This is a genomic window from Citrobacter sp. MNAZ 1397 (genome assembly GCF_023613995.1).
Taxonomy (GTDB): domain Bacteria; phylum Pseudomonadota; class Gammaproteobacteria; order Enterobacterales; family Enterobacteriaceae; genus Phytobacter; species Phytobacter ursingii.
Genome location: NZ_JAKIVH010000015.1, coordinates 63237 through 81197, shown reverse-complemented (window position 1 = coordinate 81197; position 17961 = coordinate 63237). Strand labels below are relative to the sequence as shown.

The following is a 17961-nucleotide window of genomic DNA, read 5'->3' as shown; positions in this document are numbered from 1 at the left end:
TCCCCTCCTTATTTACGTGCGGCCAGCATCGCGGTCAGTTTTTCAACCCACTCTTTGGTTTCAGGTAAATCCTGTACCGGCTGGCTGTAGTGACCGCGCCTGTCCGGTGCGACCGGTGTCGTCGCGTCGATAATCAGTTTGTCGGTAATGCCTGCCGGACTTGAGCCAGGATCCAGCTCCAGCACCGACATATTCGGCAACTGTACAAGATCGCCTGCCGGGTTCACTTTTGATGACAGCGCCCACATCACCTGTGGCAGGTTGAACGGGTCAACGTCTTCATCGACCATAATCACCATTTTTACGTAACCCAGGCCGTGTGGCGTGGTCATTGCACGCAGCCCCACCGCGCGGGCAAAACCGCCGTAGCGTTTTTTGGTTGAGATAATTGCCAGCAGACCATGGGTGTACATGGCGTTCACCGCCTGTACTTCCGGAAACTCAGCTTTTAACTGTTGATAAAGGGGGACACAGGTTGCCGGGCCAATCAGGTAGTCGATTTCGGTCCATGGCATGCCCAGGTATAGCGATTCAAAAATCGGTTTTGTGCGATAAGAGACCTTATCAATACGCACGACCGTCATATTGCGCCCACCGGAATAGTGACCAGTAAATTCGCCGAACGGCCCTTCGATTTCGCGTTTACGCCCTTCGATGACCCCTTCGAGGATCACTTCCGAGCCCCATGGCACATCAAAACCGGTGAGTGGCGCAGTGGCGATGGGGTAAGGACTTTCGCGCAGCGCGCCGGCCATTTCGTATTCTGACTGATCGTATTTCAGCGGCGTGGCGCCCATGAGGGTGATGATTGGATCGTTACCCAGCGTAATGGCAACCGGCAAGTCTTCGCCGCGTTCTTCCGCTTTATGCAGATGAAGCGCGATGTCGTGCATCGGTACCGGCTGCAAACCTAGTTTGCGTTTACCTTTCACTTCCATGCGGTAGATGCCAACGTTTTGCTTACCAAAATGGTCAGGATCGACCGGATCGCGGGAGACGACGCAGGCTTTATCCAGATAGAAACCGCCATCGCCATCGTTCAGGCGAAACAACGGCAGGATGTCGAACAGGTTAATCTCGTCACCATCAACGGTGTTTTCCGCCCACATCGGATTTGCGCGGCGTTCCGGTGCGACAGGGAAGGTATCCCAGCGGCGAATAAATTCTTCAATCTGCTTTTTAACCGGGGTGTTCGACGGCAAACCCATGGAAATGGCGTGATTCTGCCAGGAACCAATGGTGTTCATGGCCACGCGCGCATCGGTAAAACCGCGAATATTATCGAACCACAGCGCAGGCGCACCGTCGCCAATACGCCCGGTTGCATTAGCCGCCGCCGCGATATCCGGCTCGGCGTTAACCTCTTCACTGATTTTCAGCAGTTGCCCTTCGTCATCAAGGGCCTGCAGGAAGCTTCGTAAATCATCAAAAGCCATATTCTTTCTCCTGTGAAAAATGCTGTGCCGCCCGCAGGCCTTCCCAGCGGCGTGCTTTGCTGTGCTCCAGACCAAACTGGTCGAGCACGCGGGTCACGATATGCCAGGTAATGTCATCAACGGTCTGCGGATGGTTGTAATAAGCGGGCATGGGGGGAACCATCGCTACCCCCATGCGGGAAAGCGCTAACATATTTTCTAAATGAATGGTGCTAAGCGGCATTTCGCGCGGGACGAGGACCAGCTTGCGGCCCTCTTTGAGCACGACATCGGCGGCGCGTCCGACCAGCCCTTCGGCATAGCCCGCACGAATACCTGCCAGTGTTTTCATGCTGCAGGGAATAACTATCATGCCGTCGGTACGAAACGAGCCTGAGGAGATGGTGGCAGCCTGATCGGCCGGGTTATGCGTGACATCTGCCAGTGCCGCAACGTCGCGGGCAGTCCAGGGGGTTTCCAGTTCGATGGTGGTTTTCGCCCACTTCGACATCACCAGGTGAGTTTCAACCTCTGGCATCTCATGCAGCGCCTGCAATAACGCCACGCCCAGAGGGGCGCCGGTTGCCCCCGTCATCCCGATTATCAGTTTCATTCCCCACCTCAATCATTGTTCGTATGCGAACATTTAAAAATAACCTACTCCCGGGAATCGGCACAGACAAGATTGTTCGTATGCATGCGCATTTTTTGTTAAAAAATGCCGCGTTAAAATTCGGCAAGTTAATGGCTATCATAGGGAGGAGAAACCCGTAATGGAGCATTCATGGAGTTAAGAAAAGAGGCCTTTCACCTGCTACGTCAGCTTTTCCAGCAGCATACGGCGCGCTGGCAGCAGGTACTGCCGGAACTGACCAAACCACAATATGCGGTGATGCGTTCTATTGCCGAAAACCCCGGCATTGAACAGGTAGCCCTGACGGAGGTGGCGGTCAGCACGAAAGCGACTCTCGCAGAAATGCTCAGCCGTATGGAGACGCGTGGTCTGGTACGCCGGGAACACGATCCTGACGATAAACGACGCCGTTTCTTATTTTTGACCGAGGAAGGTGAAGCCGTGCTGCAAGCGAGCATCCCGGTGGGTAATGGCGTGGATGCCGAGTTTCTTGGCAAATTAAGCGAGGAAGAGCGCGAACAATTCACGCAACTTATTCGTCGGATGATGCGCTGAGTAGTGGGGAAGAGCAGGAAACAAGCCGGGCGGTTTGTTTCCTGCCTGATACGGCGTATTAATTCAGTGTGTATTCCAGCGAGATTTCCGCATTCAATACTTTGGATACCGGACAACCGGCTTTGGCTTTCTGAATGGCTTCATCAAATTTAGCGGGGTCGGCACCCGGAACTTTGACCGCACTTTTCAGGGCGATTTTGGTAATCGCGAATCCGCCGTCAACCTGGTCCAGCGTGACAGTTGCCGTGGTGTCGATACTGTCAGCCGTGTAGCCCACTTCCCCCAATATCATCGAGAGCGCCATTGAGAAACAGGCTGCATGTGCTGCACCGATCAGCTCTTCCGGGTTAGTCCCCTGAACGCCTTCGAAACGGGTGTTAAAGCCATAAGGAAGTTGCTTAAGCGCACCGCTCTCGGTTGAAACCGTCCCTTTCCCACGTTTCAGATCACCTTCCCAGTGAGCCTGCCCTTTCTTGTGAATTGCCATAACATGGTTCCTTTTCATTATTGAAAGAAATAAGTCGAGTCAGATAAAAAGTATAGAAGCCGATATCGGGCTTGCCTGGCAATCGGGGAATTTATTCGATAAACAATGGCCCGCAGGGAACTGCGGGCCGGGAGTATTAGACGAGACTTTTCAGGCGGTAAATCCACTCGAGTGCCTGACGTGGCGTAAGGGAATCCGGGTCCAGATTTTCCAGCGCTTCCATTGCCGGGCTGGTCTCTTCCGGTACGGCTAACAGCGACATCTGCGTACCATCAATCTGCGTGGCGCCCGCACCCGGCGACAGGCTTTCCAGCTCACGTAATTTTCCACGCGCACGCTTGATCACCTCTTTCGGAACACCCGCCAGGGCGGCGACTGCCAGACCATAGCTTTTGCTCGCCGCGCCATCCTGCACGCTGTGCATAAAGGCGATGGTGTCGCCATGTTCCAGCGCGTCAAGATGGACATTCGCCACACCTTCCATTTTTTCCGGCAACTGCGTCAGTTCGAAATAGTGGGTGGCGAACAAGGTCAACGCTTTGATTTTATTCGCCAGATTTTCCGCACAGGCCCATGCCAACGACAGCCCGTCATAGGTAGAGGTGCCGCGCCCAATTTCATCCATCAGCACCAGGCTGTTTTCCGTAGCGTTATGCAGAATGTTGGCCGTCTCGGTCATCTCCACCATAAAGGTGGAACGCCCGCTTGCCAGATCATCTGCGGCACCCACACGGGTAAAGATGCGGTCAATAGGACCAATTTCCACCTTCTGAGCCGGAACATAGCTGCCGATATAGGCCAACAGCGCAATCAGAGCGGTCTGGCGCATATAGGTACTTTTACCGCCCATGTTCGGGCCGGTAATGATCAGCATTCTGCGCTGTGGAGACAGATTAAGCGGGTTCGCAATAAACGGCTCTTTCAGCACCTGCTCGACCACCGGGTGACGGCCTTCAACGATACGGATACCCGGTTTATCGCTGAAGGTCGGGCAGCAGTAGTTTAGCGTGTCCGCACGCTCCGCCAGGTTGACCAGCACGTCCAGCTCTGCCAGCGCCGTGGCGCTCTGCTGTAAATCGCCAAGGTGTGGCAGGAGCATGTCGAACAGTTCGTCATAGAGCTGTTTTTCCAGCGCCAGCGCTTTGCCTTTTGAGGTCAGAACCTTGTCTTCATACTCTTTCAGTTCAGGAATAATGTAGCGCTCGGCATTTTTCAGCGTCTGACGGCGAACATAGTGAATGGGGGCAAGATGGCTCTGTCCGCGGCTAATCTGAATATAATAGCCATGTACGGCGTTATAGCCGACCTTGAGGGTGTCGAGCCCCAGCTTTTCGCGCTCGCGAATTTCCAGCCTGTCGAGGTAGTCTGTCGCGCCGTCTGCCAGCGCTCGCCACTCATCCAACTCTGCATTGTACCCCGGGGCGATAACGCCGCCATCGCGCACCAGCACCGGCGGCGCGTCAATGATTGCACGCTCCAGCAGTTCACGTAGCTCAGTGAACTCGCCCATTTTTTCCCGCAGGTTCTGTACCGGCTCGCTCTTCACGTGCGCCAGTTGGGCTCGGAGTTCCGGTAGTTGCTGGAAAGCATGGCGCATCCGCGCCAGGTCGCGTGGTCTGGCGGTACGCAGCGCCAGACGAGCAAGGATACGCTCCAGATCGCCAACCTGACGCAGGACGGGCTGCAATTGCGCGGTGTTTTCCTGCAATGCGCCAATGGTTTGCTGACGTTCGAGCAATGTTTTGGTGTCGCGTACCGGCATATGCAGCCAGCGTTTGAGCATACGGCTCCCCATCGGCGTAACCGTACAGTCGAGCACGGATGCCAGGGTGTTTTCGATACCGCCTGCCAGGTTCTGGGTAATTTCCAGATTACGGCGCGTTGCGGCATCCATAATGATGCTGTCCTGCTGGCGCTCCATAGTGATGGAACGAATGTGGGGCAGGGCGGTGCGCTGGGTATCTTTGACATACTGCAGCAGGCAACCCGCAGCACAGAGGCCGCGCGGGGCGTTTTCTACGCCAAAGCCAACCAGATCTCGGGTACCAAATTGCAGATTAAGCTGCTGACGCGCGGTGTCGATTTCAAATTCCCACAGCGGGCGACGACGCAGGCCGCGACGGCCTTCAATCAGGGATGTTTCCGCGAAGTCTTCGGCATAGAGTAATTCAGCCGGGTTAGTGCGTTGCAGTTCTGCCGCCATGGTTTCACGATCTGCGGGTTCACTGACGCGAAAACGTCCGGAGCTAATATCCAGCGTGGCGTAGCCAAATCCTTTACTGTCCTGCCAGATGGCCGCCAGCAAGTTGTCCTGACGTTCCTGTAATAATGCCTCGTCGCTGATGGTGCCGGGGGTGACAATGCGCACCACTTTGCGCTCGACCGGCCCTTTGCTGGTGGCCGGATCGCCGATTTGCTCGCAAATCGCTACCGATTCACCCAGGCTGACCAGTTTCGCCAGGTAGTTTTCTACCGCATGATGCGGCACCCCGGCCATCGGGATGGGTTCACCTGCGGAGGCTCCGCGTTTCGTCAACGAGATGTCCATGAGTTGAGATGCGCGTTTTGCATCATCATAAAACAGCTCGTAAAAGTCGCCCATGCGATAGAAGAGCAGGATATCCGGATGCTGCGCTTTCAGTTTCAGATACTGCTGCATCATTGGGGTGTGGGCGTCGAAATTCTCTAGTGTACTCATCAGTTTATGATGTCCATTTTCTTAAATTTTAATGAGTTAGTGGTGTTTGTTGTTCTCATTGAGTTTCACTTTGTCTCATTGGATCTCATGAAATCCTACATTTAAATGTAGGTTAAAGTGTAGCTTGCCAACCTATAGCCTGGTAAAATATGGCTACATACAGCACAACCTACATTTCGTTTCATAAATGCGTAGGAAGCATGATAACGGAGTCTTTATGGCAGGAAAACAAGAGGGAAAGCCACTTTCGTTTAAAGCGGTAGAAATGATGAAGCCAGGTGACAAAGATAAAGCTGATATTGGCGAAAATCGTGGTTTACGCGTCTCCTGCGGTGCAACTGGGGTTAAGTCTTTTTTCTACCGTTACACGAGCCCTGTGACTGGAAAACTTGCTCAGGTAAAAATTGGCAACTTCCCGCAGACTTCTCTCGCCGTTGCACGCCTTAAACTCAACGAATTAAAGCTCCTCCGTCAGGAAGGTCGGTGTCCTGCATCAGAACTCAAGCAGGAAAAACAACTTCGTGCAATCGAGGCTGAACAGGCCAAAGTACCTGAATTAACTGTGCAGGGATTAGTTGAGCTCTACCTGACTGAGCGCGTTGAGGACCGCAAAACTAAGGATGGCAAAATCATTCCGGGAGCCCGGAAGAAGAAAGGCCAGGATGAAGTGCGCAGAACACTGTATGCCGATGCGGTAGATAAGTTGGGTGATCGTAATGCAGCAGAAATCACACGCAATGAAGTGATTACGCTTATCAATGGCATTGTTGCCAGAGGCGCAAAAGTGCAAGCCGGTAACGTTCTAAGGGAGCTCTCATTGGCCTACGAGTTCGCTATTGGTTTGGGGCGTTTTGATGCCAGCTTTGCTAATCCCGCGCTGTTGGCAAAGTCCAGCCTCCGTCAGACTCGAATCAAGCTTACCAATAATCGTGGTACGCGTGTGCTGAGTGAAGCTGAGCTTAAAAAGTTTCTCCAGTGGCTGTCAGGCTCTGCTTTTTCCCCAACAATCAAAAACGTGCTTCGTCTAACCTTGTGGACAGGTTGCCGCACCGGAGAGGTCTGTAACATGGCGTGGAAGGATGTTGATCTGGAGAAGGGTACGATACACCTGCGTGAGACTAAAACGGGTGTTGAGCGTTATGTCCAGTTATCCACTCAGGCCGTAGACTTTCTTAAAGTGCTCCGCCTCAACTCGGATACCTACCTATTTCCGTCTACACGAACAAGACGACCAATCCAGCAAAAGTATCTGACAGAGAATGCCTGGCGCTTACGTGAATCCGGCCAGATGTTAGATATACCGAGCTGGACGCCACATGATTTACGGCGGACAGTGCGTACTGGACTGTCACGGCTGCAATGTCCTAACGAAGTGGCAGAGGCGATTCTGGGGCATACAAAAGGTGGTGTGGAAGGAATTTATAACCTTTATAAGTATGATGATGAGTGTAAGAAGTGGTTGCAAGTTTGGGCAGATTATATAGATAGTTTTTAAATGGTTTGAATCGCTACGGGTTTAACAGACACCTCACATGCCATCTTTGGACTGACCCCGTTGTGAGGACAGGAACTGTCTACGATCGTGGGGTCAGTCCACAGAGCCTCAGAGAGAAGGGTAAATCTCACCAGTCTGCGCTCCGGGCACTGGCGTTCAAATGGATCCGGATAATTTATAGCTGCTGGAAGAAAAGAATCTGTTACGACGAAGCAAAGTATTTGCTGGCTCTGGAAGCGCGAAACTCGCCCTTGCTGAAGTCATAAAAAGCTTGTCGAATGTCTCAGGGCGTGAAGCGGAAGTTCGGAATTGTTCTGGCCCCGAGGACGCATTTCAAACATCACCGTGTGTTAATCAACGGAATGCAGAATGATTTAATTAAATCAGCCAGCTATTATATATAGGCTGGTGTTGACATCCACTGCCAACTGTTTGTTTTGTCTACTTGATTAAGAATCCATAAGTGAGCTGTTTACTACTTAAATAGTAAACAGCATAATTTATTTTCCCGGTATTTAGTAGGTTATTAGAGCGAGTCACTTTAAATGAATTTTTTGCATTACAACCTTAACTTAACGAGCGGTAATGTTGTTGAGGTTACATTAGATAAACAAGCAAATGTACGTCTGATGGATGACCTCAATTTTACAAAATATAAAAAAGGCTTGCAGCATCAGTACTATGGTGGACATGCAACTAAGTCCCCCGCAAGGCTAACTGCTCCACGTTCAGGACGCTGGAATTTGGTTATCGACTTAGGGGGGTACTCTGGGACAGTTAATGCATCGGTTAGGGTTCTATAGGCATAATTATGACGCAGACATCAGAGAAAGGGAATGGATTTACTGTTGCCATTCGCCGTGCAAAACTTGATACGTTAACTATATATGAGATATCTGAAGACGAATTGCTGACTATAGAGCGAGGTTCACCGGATTCTATTTATCTTACTATCGCAATCGCTTTGTTATCTTTCGCATCAGCAATTTTTTGCTCATTACTTGTTACAGAAATAAAATCCACGGTTGTCATGATCGTCTACGTACTAATAGTTATCGTTGGATTTGTTATTGGATTTATATTATTGGTTTTATGGAAAAGAACAGAAAGTTCTGTTTCAGCATGTATAACTATTATACGAAAAAGATTACCCCCTCCAGAAGGAGAACAGGCAAACCCATAAATTCAGTAATGATGATTGTTATTTTGATGACCATTGTAAGGACTAAAACATAGAAGTTTTAATATTGAGCTGCTCACCAATTTTAATAAATGACTTACACTCTATTGATTAACATATCAAGTTGTTGGTAGTGTCGGCTTTTGGCACTTAACGGACCGTTGCGAAGGTCTGCTGTGAGCGAGGAGCTGACTTTGAGACCGACATCACCGGCATTACTACTTGAGCCGGTGATTAAAAAAATTCTGGTGCAGGCTGGCATATTTATTCACAGTAAGTTATTAATGGTTTTACAGATGATAAAACATCAATAACATCATCACTTGTAACGATTAAGTAATGTACTATCTCATCATTATCATGGATATTGGCACTTTGATTATTAAACCAAATCAAATATTCTGATCCTTCAACCAAATAAATCCCTGTTAGCATTTGGCCGTTGAGTTCATCTTGTAGCTTTAATAAATCACCTTCATCTGTGACACGAAAAGAATGTACCCAATCAAACACTATGTCAATTTCATCTATTTTGTTTTCTTGAGTTGAGGATAATGTGATCTGTAGAGCACCTGATGAATATCTAAAATTCACCAGAAATCTGTTTTTAAAACAGAAACCATCATTTTTGATATGTTTTAATTTCTTAGTCATATAAGACTCCTCGGGACATTATCGTGAATAGAGAGCATCCTACCATAATGCATTACGAGCTTATCGACGTCTGCTCTTGGCACAAAGTAGACGTTGCATCAGATAATGCCCGCTAAGAGTGAAAAGCGAACAGGTGAGTTTGAATCATACCTGGCGGAGATAAAACTCAAATCGTACCGATATTAATTAACGAGAAGCCCTGTCAGTCATATAACATGAGAAATTAACAAGAAAAAACTCAGATATTCTTGTCAGGCGGGCAGGACCGGCCAATGATTTCAGCAAGGAAATCCATCACCACGACAGCAGAGTGATTACGCTTAATTTCAGGGTAGGCAACCAGCCAGATGTTCCTCACGGGCGAAGGCAGATTTTCCTGCAGCCTTACCAGTTCGCTGTCATTATCACCCATAAAGCAGGGTAAAGTAACGATGCCCAATCCTTTCCGGGCAGCCTGTTGCTGCGCCATCAGATCGCTTGCCCGAAAGATAACACGCCGCCCGTTCAGCAGTGATTCAAGCCATTGCTGCTGCGTGACATGTGCAAGCGTGCTGTCATAAGCAATAAAAACCCAGTCTTCCTGAGGAATTTCTTGCCAGAACCGAGAAGCATAAAGACCAAAGCGCATAGTACCTATACGCCTTGTCATCAGGTCTGGATCGTCAGGCCTTTCAAGGCGAACCGCAACGTCAGCCTCACTTTTATTCAGAAGAACATGATGCGAAACGCCGGATAATGACAACGTGATACCCGGATGTTTCCGGGTGAAGCCTGCTATAGCAGGCGCAATGAGGTGTGCTGCAACGGCAGGTGACGCGCTGATATTTATAGGCATGGCTGGTTCGGCACACAATGACCTCGCCTGGATTCGAATACGGTCTGCAATGCGGTACATTTCGTCAGCGCTGGAGGCGATAATCCGCCCATGCCCGGTAAGCATGGTACGGCGTGGCAGGCGCTCTGTGAGCCTGAGGCCCAGCGAACTTTCAAGGGCTGTAATCCGGCGGCTCACCGTGGCGTGGTCCACGCCAAGCTCCCTGGCCGCGGCAGACAGGGAACCACACCGGGCAAGGGCGAAAAAAAAATGTAAATCCTGCCAGTCCATATCTCACCTCTTGTGCATTTTTACACATGTATGGTGCTTTTATACCTGTATTCTTCCTGCAATAAACTCATTTATAGTTTTCTCACTTCATAAGTGAGGAAAAAATAATGTCGTTAGCAATGATTATCAGCCAGCCGGGTGGCCCTGAGGTTCTTAAAGCGGTGGAAAGAGAGTCAGTCAGTCCCGGTCCCGATGAAGTTCGTATCAGACACGAAATAATCGGCGTGAATTTCGTTGACATCTATTTTCGCTCAGGACTCTACCCCCAGCCATATCCCCAGGCGGTGCCTGGTTTTGAAGGGGCCGGCGTAGTCACAGCAACGGGCAGTAACGTCAGCGCCTTTGCTGCAGGTGACCGAGTTGCCTATACGGGAAATCCGATGGGCGCTTATGCTGAATCCCGCAATATACCTGCCAGCCGCCTCATCAGGATTCCGGATGGTGTGGACACACGTACAGCCGGTAGTACGATGCTTCGGGGCCTTACCGCACATATGTTGCTCAACAAAGTAAGGGAAGTCAGGGCTGGCGACTGGATACTGGTTCATTCTGCTGCCGGGGGGCTGGGGCAGATAGTGACTCGCTGGGCAACGATGAAGGGGGTCAGGGTTATTGGTACAACGGGCTCACCGGAAAAAGTGGCAACGGCCCGCCTTGCTGGCGCGAGTGAAGTTTTGCTCCATACAGACGCCGCATGGCCGGAGAAAGTCCGCGATATCACGGAAGGGTATGGCGTGCATCTGGCCATCGACGGTATCGGAGGAACAATGCTCTCCAGAACGTTCAGCGTGGTCCGCCCTTTTGGCACCGTCGCCAGTCTTGGCCAGCCTGCCGGCCCTATACCTCCTGTGCGGGTGGAAGAACTGGGATTTGCCCGATCTATAGCACTGATGCGACCCAGTTCACTCGCCTATGCAGATGATGCTGCGCTTTACAGAAAGGGAGCGGCCGACCTTATGTCAGCACTGTCGGCAGGACTTGAAAATCACATTGGCGCTGAATTTACCCTTACCGACGCAGCAGAAGCACACCGGGTTCTGGAGGCGGGTCATACAACAGGAAGTGTCATTCTCACGGTTCAGTATTGAGACTCTGACGTGAATGAAACGAGCGACGCAGGCATCTTTAAAGGAATGCCGTATCAGTGACGTGACGACCAGGCTGGATTTATGTCCCTTAAGGACAATCATTCAACCCTTGTCGTCCCTTTCAGGTACTGCTAAGGAGATATCCAAGAAATTAGATAAAGGGGATGAGCCTGCTAAATTACTAACGTTCATACAATATCCGCTTCTGGCACAAAGCGGACAGGCTTCGTGACCATCATGTCTGCTGTGAGCGAACAGCGGACCTTTGTTTGATTGAAGTGTTTCCTCTCAGCTGAGTCAGCGTGTATACCCGCAATATCACAATTAAATAAGAAAGGGTATGTCATAATTCCTGCTATTACGGCGCAAATACAACATTCGTGGATTAGGAAGGAAACATGGCTGTTATCCGCCACATCAGCATTCAGAATTTTCGCTCAATACGGCAGGCAGAATGGTTTCCAGGTTCAGGGCTGAATTGTCTGATAGGGCCTGGAGATTCAGGGAAATCGACCTTTATTGATGCTATTGACCTAGTACTCGGAGCGCGAAGATCGTTCACATTCAGTGATGCGGATTTTTATCTCATGAATTCCGCTACTCCAGTCTGCATCAGTGTAACTCTCGGACAGCTTGATGACGGGCTTCGGAACCTTGAGAACTATGGGCGTTATCTTCGTGGTTTCAATAGCGAAACAAAGGAAATCCATGATGAACCTCTGGCAGGAGATGAAACCGTACTCACACTGAGAATGGTCGTTGGTGCAGATCTCGAACCAGACTGGTGCTTATTTTCAGAACGAGCAACAGTGGAAGGGGTAGAGAAAAGGTTACTGTGGAAGCACCGGGAGCAGTTAAGCCCTACTCGCCTTGGGGCAACCTCGCATCATCATCTGGCATGGGGCAACCGCTCAGTGCTGAATAAATTATCTGCAGAAGATTTTGATATCAGTTCAACGTTGGCCGAACTGTCCCGACAGACACGACACAACTTTGCTGCCCGGCAACTACCGCAGTTGGATAACATTCTTACCGAGGTCAGAACCATTGCAAATGAGTTAGGCGTTCAGGTTGGAGAACTTAAAGCGCTGCTGGACGTGAATGGCGTCTCCCTGTCTAACAGTGCGATCAGCCTGCATAACAGTGATAACACGCCACTGAGAATGCTTGGTACAGGATCAACCCGATTGCTGGTGAGCGGGTTACAAAAAGCTGTCGGGGGGCCGGGGATCATACTGGTTGATGAAGCAGAGTACGGACTAGAGCCTTACAGGATCAGCCGACTCTTGAATCAACTGGGTTCTCGTGATGATGAGCCTACTTCGCAGGTATTCATCACCACCCATTCCCCATATGTTCTCAGGGAACTCAAGGCAACCCAGCTCTGTGTGTTGCGGAAACTAGAACAACCGCCCCCAGAGCCTTCACACAATTTCCTGACACTAAGTGGGGACGATAAGGAACAAGCTACCTTAAGGGCCTGCGCTGAAGCCTTTTTCAGCAAAGCCGTAATTGTGGGCGAAGGTGGAACTGAGGTTGGTTTTATCAGAGGGCTGGACTTGTCCAGACAACGCAGGGGAAGAACAGGCTTTCAGGATCAGGGGGCCTTTGCTACAGATGGCGGCGGCGGGGACAATTATTTCAAACGCGCCGAGGTTTTTGCACAACTGGGATATCGTACTGCCTTATTAAAAGATTCAGATATCACGACACCTGCACACAGGCAACAGACAGAACATTGCCGGGCAAGCGGCGTTACCATTTTTGAATGGGGTAATGGTTTTTCAACAGAGGGTGCCCTGCTAGCTTGGTGTCCTGCTGAGACTATCCGTGACATCGTTCTTCTTGCTGCGGATCTGAACAGCCAACAACAAGTGGATCAGCACATTCATAACTGCTCCCAAGGGGCTTATAACTTTGACACATGCACAGGTGAACCGACAGAAGAAATGAGAACGCCAGTGGCTCACGCTGCTGGCAAATATGGCTGGTTTAAAACGATCGGGAAGGCTGAGGATCTAGCGGAGAATATCGTGGGTCCGGTCATCAATCAGTTTTCACGACCATTCAAAGCAATTATAAGAGATATGCTGGCGTGGGCAGCAGAAAACGGTGACCCACGATGAGTGTGGATGCCATTTTAAACGCCAGTAAAGGCCTGATTGTAGCGCCAGCGGGATGTGGCAAAACCCACCTGATTACTGAAGCACTTGGTTTTGCGCAAAGTAAGCCGTATCTCGTGCTGACGCACACAACCGCAGGTGTAACGGCACTCAAAAAGCGACTGAGCCGTTTTGCAATTCCTCCGCGGAACTATGTTGTGACAACAATCGATGGATGGGCTCTGAAAATAGCTGGCTGCTTCCCGGGATTGTGCCCGCTCGGTGTGGGTCCTGAAAATCCAACCGTTTTTTACCCTTCTCTTCGCCGTGCCGTACGGGATCTGGTTGTTAACGGTAATATTAGCGAAATCATCACAGCTACTTATTCGCGTTTGCTGGTCGATGAATACCAGGACTGCAATAGCGAGCAACATGAACTGACTTGTGCGCTTTCACGTTTGCTACCAACGGTAGTCTTTGGTGACCCGATGCAGTGTATTTTCAACTTTAGCGGCCCTATGCCCAACTGGAACCAAACCGTGGAAACTTTTTTCCCTACTCTGGCAACCTTACAAACGCCCTGGCGTTGGAACAATGCACAAACGCCAGATTTGGGCCAGTGGCTCCTTGAGCAAAGACATCGATTACTTCTCCGGGAGCGTATCGACTTAAGGTCCTGTCCTGACTATGTACGTTTTCGGCCTCTTTTACGAAATCATAATGACAATATCCAGCGCCAGCAGCGCGAATATTACTCGCTGCTGCGACAGTTTCCCAACGACTCGGTTTTAGTTATAGGTGATTCACGAAGAGCGTCATCCAGGCATCAATTTGCACAACGAATCAATGGCATTGATGTTGTTGAACCAGTAGATCTGAGTGACGTGATAAAAATGGCTGCATCCCTTGACGATGCTAATGCTGCCAACGTGATGCCAAGGCTTTTACAGGCAGCAGCTGAGCTGATGACAAACGTTGGCGTTAGTACAACCTTACGAAGAATTAGTTCTATTCAGGCTGGACGAAACAGAACAGCCCCTTCTTCGCTTGAGAATGCTTTGATAGCACTTGCTCTGGCCCCAACCCGACAAAATATTCGAACGACACTCCTTTTGCTCGAAGAGAAGGAAGAGACACGCGTATTCAGGGCCGGAGCTCTGCACGTTCTAAAAGATGCGATAAATCTGTCCATCAGTTCACCTGACAAAAGCATTAGAGAGTCTGCATCAGTTATTCGTGAACAACGTAGATACCAAGGTGAAGGACGCGTATCGCACCGTTCAATAGGCTCAACTCTTCTTCTGAAAGGTCTGGAATGCGACCACGCGGTGATACTAGATGCGGGAAATATGGGGGCAACTGATTTGTATGTTGCGCTCTCAAGGGGAGCTAAATCTGTTACGATCTTCTCAGGTCGTGATGAGTTCACACCCTAATAGCCCACCATAGACTGCCCCCTAGACGATCGTACCTTAGTGTTTATAAGGCCTGCTCTTGGCACTGAGCGGACCGGCGCGAAGATCGATGTCCGCTGTGAGCGAAAAGCGGACTTAATATAACATGGAGGCACGTTGACTATCCTGCGCCTGGTGCCGAGATATGGACATCATCTTTTTAATAAGTTTTTAATTTTTCAGCAAAGTTCTGCATATATAACATATGTGTTGATATTTTTAGGGGCGCATTGATATTTGTTAGCGACTCTGTTTTTGAATGCTTTACTTTCAGAAATAAATTTTAATGTAGCCCCTTTTGCGAACAAAACCTCCAACTCATGACCATGCCCGGCTAATTCTTTATCATAGACAAATGCCTTTGTTTTAGTTGCATTAGTTTTTATAACAATGAGATCCAGCCTGTTAGCATCCCAAGCTTTTCCCCTCCATTCTCCATTATTTAGAGCAACCTTTGGGCAAAATGATGTAGACAGAACTCTATCAGTAACAAACGTGGAGGAGGGATTACCATGCTTATCACTCGGCCATAGCCCGCCGTGAAATAAGAATTGTCCATCTGGGAGTAATATCCCATATGTTTTGACTGCTTGATCAATAATATTAAAGTCATTTGGCGGGTATGAATCTTGATAATCTAGCAATTCAATAGGCACAAAGGATGGCATTAGGCTTAACCATTTCGAGTACTCATCACTTGTATCAAGAAATTTTGCAACAAACCTATCAAGCCTTGATTCATGTTGGTTTGCAGCTAGAAACTCTGCCGCATCCATTGGATGGCAAATGGTTTTATCAATCTGTATGTTGATACTCACACAAGGTTTCCATATACCTTGCTTTATCATTTCCAAACTTTCTTCATTAGTAGGTTCGCGGGTTTTCCATATGTCATGTGGAACACCGAATGGATTGATACTTTTAATATTCATAACAAACTAAATTTAGCTTAAGGTTAACTACATGATTAGTTGATATTATTGAATAACTTTTCTAGAGTCAAATGTATGTATCTGGCATAGAACGGACAGCCACTGGAGTATGATGTCCGTTATGAGCGAGGAGCGTAAGTTGGCACTTTAGTGGACTGCTCCAACAAAAGTGACTACAGAAATAGTTGCAATTCAAATTACATAAGGAGAATAAAATGGAAGTCAATGAGCTTAGAAATATTCTTATCCAGCATAATGGCCTTCGAAATACTGATGAAGTTTATACATTTTATTATGATGAAACTAATAACATCCGAAAACTATATTTAAAAGATTCTGGCTTTAATGTTAAAAAAGCGGATAATTTCATCCTTTCAGGAATACTACACAAAGGGTTAAACACTGGCAGTGATTATTTAACTTTATTTCAAATGCTTAATCTTCAAAAAAACGCCCATGAGCTAAAGCTCAGACATATTGCTAAGGGTGGTTTTTTGGATATGCTTAAGTCTGATAAACTTTTAATTATTATAAATTGGCTCATTGAAAATAAATTCTACATTCATTACTTTAATCTTAATATCACATACTGGTCTGTTATTGATATTATTGATTCTATTATTGGTGAGCTACAAAATCCTTTTTATATCATGAATCACATGTCACTAAAGAGCGATTTTTATGAGCTTGTCAATAGCAATTCTGATGTTTTCTTAAATGCTCTCCACGAATTTAACTACCCAGATATTCCTGCAGAAAAAGCTCATGAGTTTTGCCTATGGCTTATCGATTTTACATGCATGCACAGTAGTATGCTGTCGGATTTTAGAGCGAATGTACTCGAAAACTTGGTTAAAGAATCTATCAAAATTGAAGATCTACCGTTCATATCGGGATTTCATGGTCGAGAGCTGATCGATAACTTTATGGTATTTTATTTAAGAAACTTGTATCTTTTTAAAAATTCTATTCACATATTTGATGAAGAAAAAAGCATACAGGATGAAGTTGAAAATTTCCCGTTAACTGAAAATGGCATGCGAATACAGAATCATGAATTCGTTAAATCTCACCACTCAGAGGCTGTTCAACTATCTGATGTTATTGCAGGCTTTTTGGGTAAGTATTTTTCTTACTTAAAAGATGTAAATGACGAGCAATTAGTGCTTGATAAGGCAGGCTTAACTAGCAAGCAATTAAAGACGCTTTCTGCGTTAAAACACATTATTGATATTTCTGATGATGTTAGCAGTGGATTTTTTAATGTAGTTATCAGCGAGGGAGAGCAAAGAAGAAACAACTGGTTTTTACATAATGTAAAATTGTAAGGGTTAAAGTCTGCTATTGGCACGGAGCGGACAGAAATCAAGGTCACAAGGTCCGCTGCGAGTGAGGTACGGACTTTTGTAGTTTTCAGGGCTCGTGGATATTTTACGTACATAGCCGTATATTTGTTAACAGGGAGCAGGTCAGGACACATCAAAAAAATTATTTTTTAGATGGGTGTAATGGAGTATGATATTTCTTAATGGTGTAAATCTAAATACTTGATAAGAAGCATATAATCATCACGAATCACTGAATCGCCACGGGTTTAACAGACACCTCGGAGTCATTTAAGATGGCTTAAAGAGAGGTGTCCGCTGAAACTGCGGATGGACAACGTCCCGGAACTCATCTCGCTGACGCTGGCGCAATGGGCAGAAGAGCATGGTGTGGTACTGGAATTTTTTAAACCAGGCAAGCCAACACAGAATGCCTTTATCGAACGTTTTAACCGGACCTACCGGACAGAAATACTGGATTTTTACCTGTTCAGGACACTGAATGAAGCACGGGAAATAACAGAGTGCTGGCTGACGGAATATGACAGTGAGCGGCCTCATAAATCCCTGAATAACCTGACGCCGGAAGAGTACCGGCTGATGGCTGAAAAACCGGAAATCTCAAAAAGTGCGTGGAACTAAAACGGGTGTGCTTACACAGCCAGCGCTATGAATTGCGGCCTTTCCACAATGACGCGACGGGGGAAGCCGTTGCGTGATAAGCAATAGGGAAAAACATCACAAGCTTCCCCCATTACCCCGGAACAAATTAAAATACGTGAGCTTAGGAAAAAGCTACAACGTATTCCATCGCTAGTTTTCTGTATCCGGTTCGTT

15 protein-coding genes and 3 pseudogenes are annotated in these 17961 nt (G+C 48.2%); 11 read left to right on the top strand and 7 right to left on the bottom strand.

All coding sequences use genetic code 11. The annotated features are described in order from the left end of the window. Window positions 1-8 precede the first annotated feature (8 nt). Window positions 9-1436: a non-oxidative hydroxyarylic acid decarboxylases subunit C gene (locus L2097_RS25480; RefSeq protein ID WP_229222737.1), complete on the bottom strand. Its 1428-nt coding sequence runs from the start codon at window positions 1434-1436 to the stop codon at window positions 9-11. Beyond that, on the bottom strand, window positions 1426-2028 hold the full coding sequence (locus L2097_RS25475; RefSeq protein WP_250353924.1) for a non-oxidative hydroxyarylic acid decarboxylases subunit B: 603 nt from the start codon (window positions 2026-2028) through the stop codon (window positions 1426-1428). The genes L2097_RS25480 and L2097_RS25475 overlap by 11 nt, the downstream gene beginning before the upstream one ends. Before the next feature lie 171 nt (window positions 2029-2199). Between L2097_RS25475 and L2097_RS25470 the strand changes: the two genes are divergently transcribed. After that, on the top strand, window positions 2200-2604 hold the full coding sequence (locus L2097_RS25470; protein WP_047369087.1) for a MarR family winged helix-turn-helix transcriptional regulator: 405 nt from the start codon (window positions 2200-2202) through the stop codon (window positions 2602-2604). A gap of 58 nt (window positions 2605-2662) precedes the next feature. On the opposite strand, the gene L2097_RS25465 is transcribed toward L2097_RS25470, so the two are convergent. Next, on the bottom strand, window positions 2663-3091 hold the full coding sequence (locus tag L2097_RS25465) for an OsmC family protein (RefSeq protein WP_047369088.1): 429 nt from the start codon (window positions 3089-3091) through the stop codon (window positions 2663-2665). 136 nt (window positions 3092-3227) lie between these two features. Further along, entirely contained in the window at window positions 3228-5789 is a 2562-nt protein-coding gene (mutS, locus tag L2097_RS25460; RefSeq protein WP_047369089.1) for a DNA mismatch repair protein MutS, read from the bottom strand. A 217-nt stretch (window positions 5790-6006) separates the two neighbouring features. Here mutS and L2097_RS25455 point away from each other — a divergent pair, with 217 nt between their 5' ends. The 4 genes and pseudogenes from L2097_RS25455 (at window position 6007) to L2097_RS25445 (ending at window position 8467) form a co-directional block, all read left to right on the top strand. Next, entirely contained in the window at window positions 6007-7284 is a 1278-nt protein-coding gene (locus L2097_RS25455; RefSeq protein ID WP_250353923.1) for a tyrosine-type recombinase/integrase, read from the top strand. Window positions 7285-7385: 101 nt separating this feature from the next. Then, a pseudogene (locus L2097_RS25450) lies at window positions 7386-7550 on the top strand (IS110 family transposase); the annotation flags it as partial. 279 nt (window positions 7551-7829) lie between these two features. Next, window positions 7830-8087 (top strand): DUF1883 domain-containing protein, encoded by a 258-nt coding sequence (locus L2097_RS25825; protein WP_350029017.1) that lies wholly within the window; start codon window positions 7830-7832, stop codon window positions 8085-8087. An 8-nt stretch (window positions 8088-8095) separates the two neighbouring features. Beyond that, the gene (locus L2097_RS25445) at window positions 8096-8467 is read left to right on the top strand and encodes a hypothetical protein (RefSeq protein ID WP_250353922.1); all 372 of its coding nucleotides are present in this window, start codon (window positions 8096-8098) and stop codon (window positions 8465-8467) included. A 261-nt stretch (window positions 8468-8728) separates the two neighbouring features. On the opposite strand, the gene L2097_RS25440 is transcribed toward L2097_RS25445, so the two are convergent. Beyond that, window positions 8729-9118: a hypothetical protein gene (locus tag L2097_RS25440; RefSeq protein ID WP_250353921.1), complete on the bottom strand. Its 390-nt coding sequence runs from the start codon at window positions 9116-9118 to the stop codon at window positions 8729-8731. 238 nt (window positions 9119-9356) lie between these two features. After that, window positions 9357-10223 (bottom strand): LysR family transcriptional regulator, encoded by an 867-nt coding sequence (locus L2097_RS25435; RefSeq protein WP_250353920.1) that lies wholly within the window; start codon window positions 10221-10223, stop codon window positions 9357-9359. Between the two features lie 107 nt (window positions 10224-10330). Between L2097_RS25435 and L2097_RS25430 the strand changes: the two genes are divergently transcribed. From L2097_RS25430 to L2097_RS25420, 3 genes are all read left to right on the top strand, one after another. Beyond that, on the top strand, window positions 10331-11311 hold the full coding sequence (locus L2097_RS25430) for a quinone oxidoreductase family protein (RefSeq protein ID WP_250353919.1): 981 nt from the start codon (window positions 10331-10333) through the stop codon (window positions 11309-11311). 398 nt (window positions 11312-11709) lie between these two features. Next, window positions 11710-13437 carry an ATP-dependent nuclease gene (locus L2097_RS25425; protein WP_250353918.1) on the top strand — a complete coding sequence of 576 codons (1728 nt, stop codon included), beginning with the start codon at window positions 11710-11712 and terminating at the stop codon, window positions 13435-13437. Then, entirely contained in the window at window positions 13434-14849 is a 1416-nt protein-coding gene (locus tag L2097_RS25420) for a UvrD-helicase domain-containing protein (protein ID WP_250353917.1), read from the top strand. The genes L2097_RS25425 and L2097_RS25420 overlap by 4 nt, the downstream gene beginning before the upstream one ends. Window positions 14850-15046: 197 nt before the next feature. Here L2097_RS25420 and L2097_RS25415 read toward each other — a convergent pair whose 3' ends face one another. Continuing rightward, window positions 15047-15799 carry a hypothetical protein gene (locus tag L2097_RS25415; RefSeq protein ID WP_250353916.1) on the bottom strand — a complete coding sequence of 251 codons (753 nt, stop codon included), beginning with the start codon at window positions 15797-15799 and terminating at the stop codon, window positions 15047-15049. Between the two features lie 215 nt (window positions 15800-16014). Between L2097_RS25415 and L2097_RS25410 the strand changes: the two genes are divergently transcribed. The 3 genes and pseudogenes from L2097_RS25410 to L2097_RS25400 all read left to right on the top strand — a co-directional run. Further along, the gene (locus tag L2097_RS25410) at window positions 16015-17127 is read left to right on the top strand and encodes a DUF3800 domain-containing protein (protein ID WP_250353915.1); all 1113 of its coding nucleotides are present in this window, start codon (window positions 16015-16017) and stop codon (window positions 17125-17127) included. Between the two features lie 312 nt (window positions 17128-17439). After that, window positions 17440-17766 (top strand): annotated as a pseudogene (locus L2097_RS25405) (integrase core domain-containing protein); the annotation flags it as partial. 9 nt (window positions 17767-17775) lie between these two features. Further along, window positions 17776-17931: pseudogene (locus L2097_RS25400) on the top strand (IS3 family transposase); the annotation flags it as partial. Between the last annotated feature and the right edge of the window lie 30 nt (window positions 17932-17961).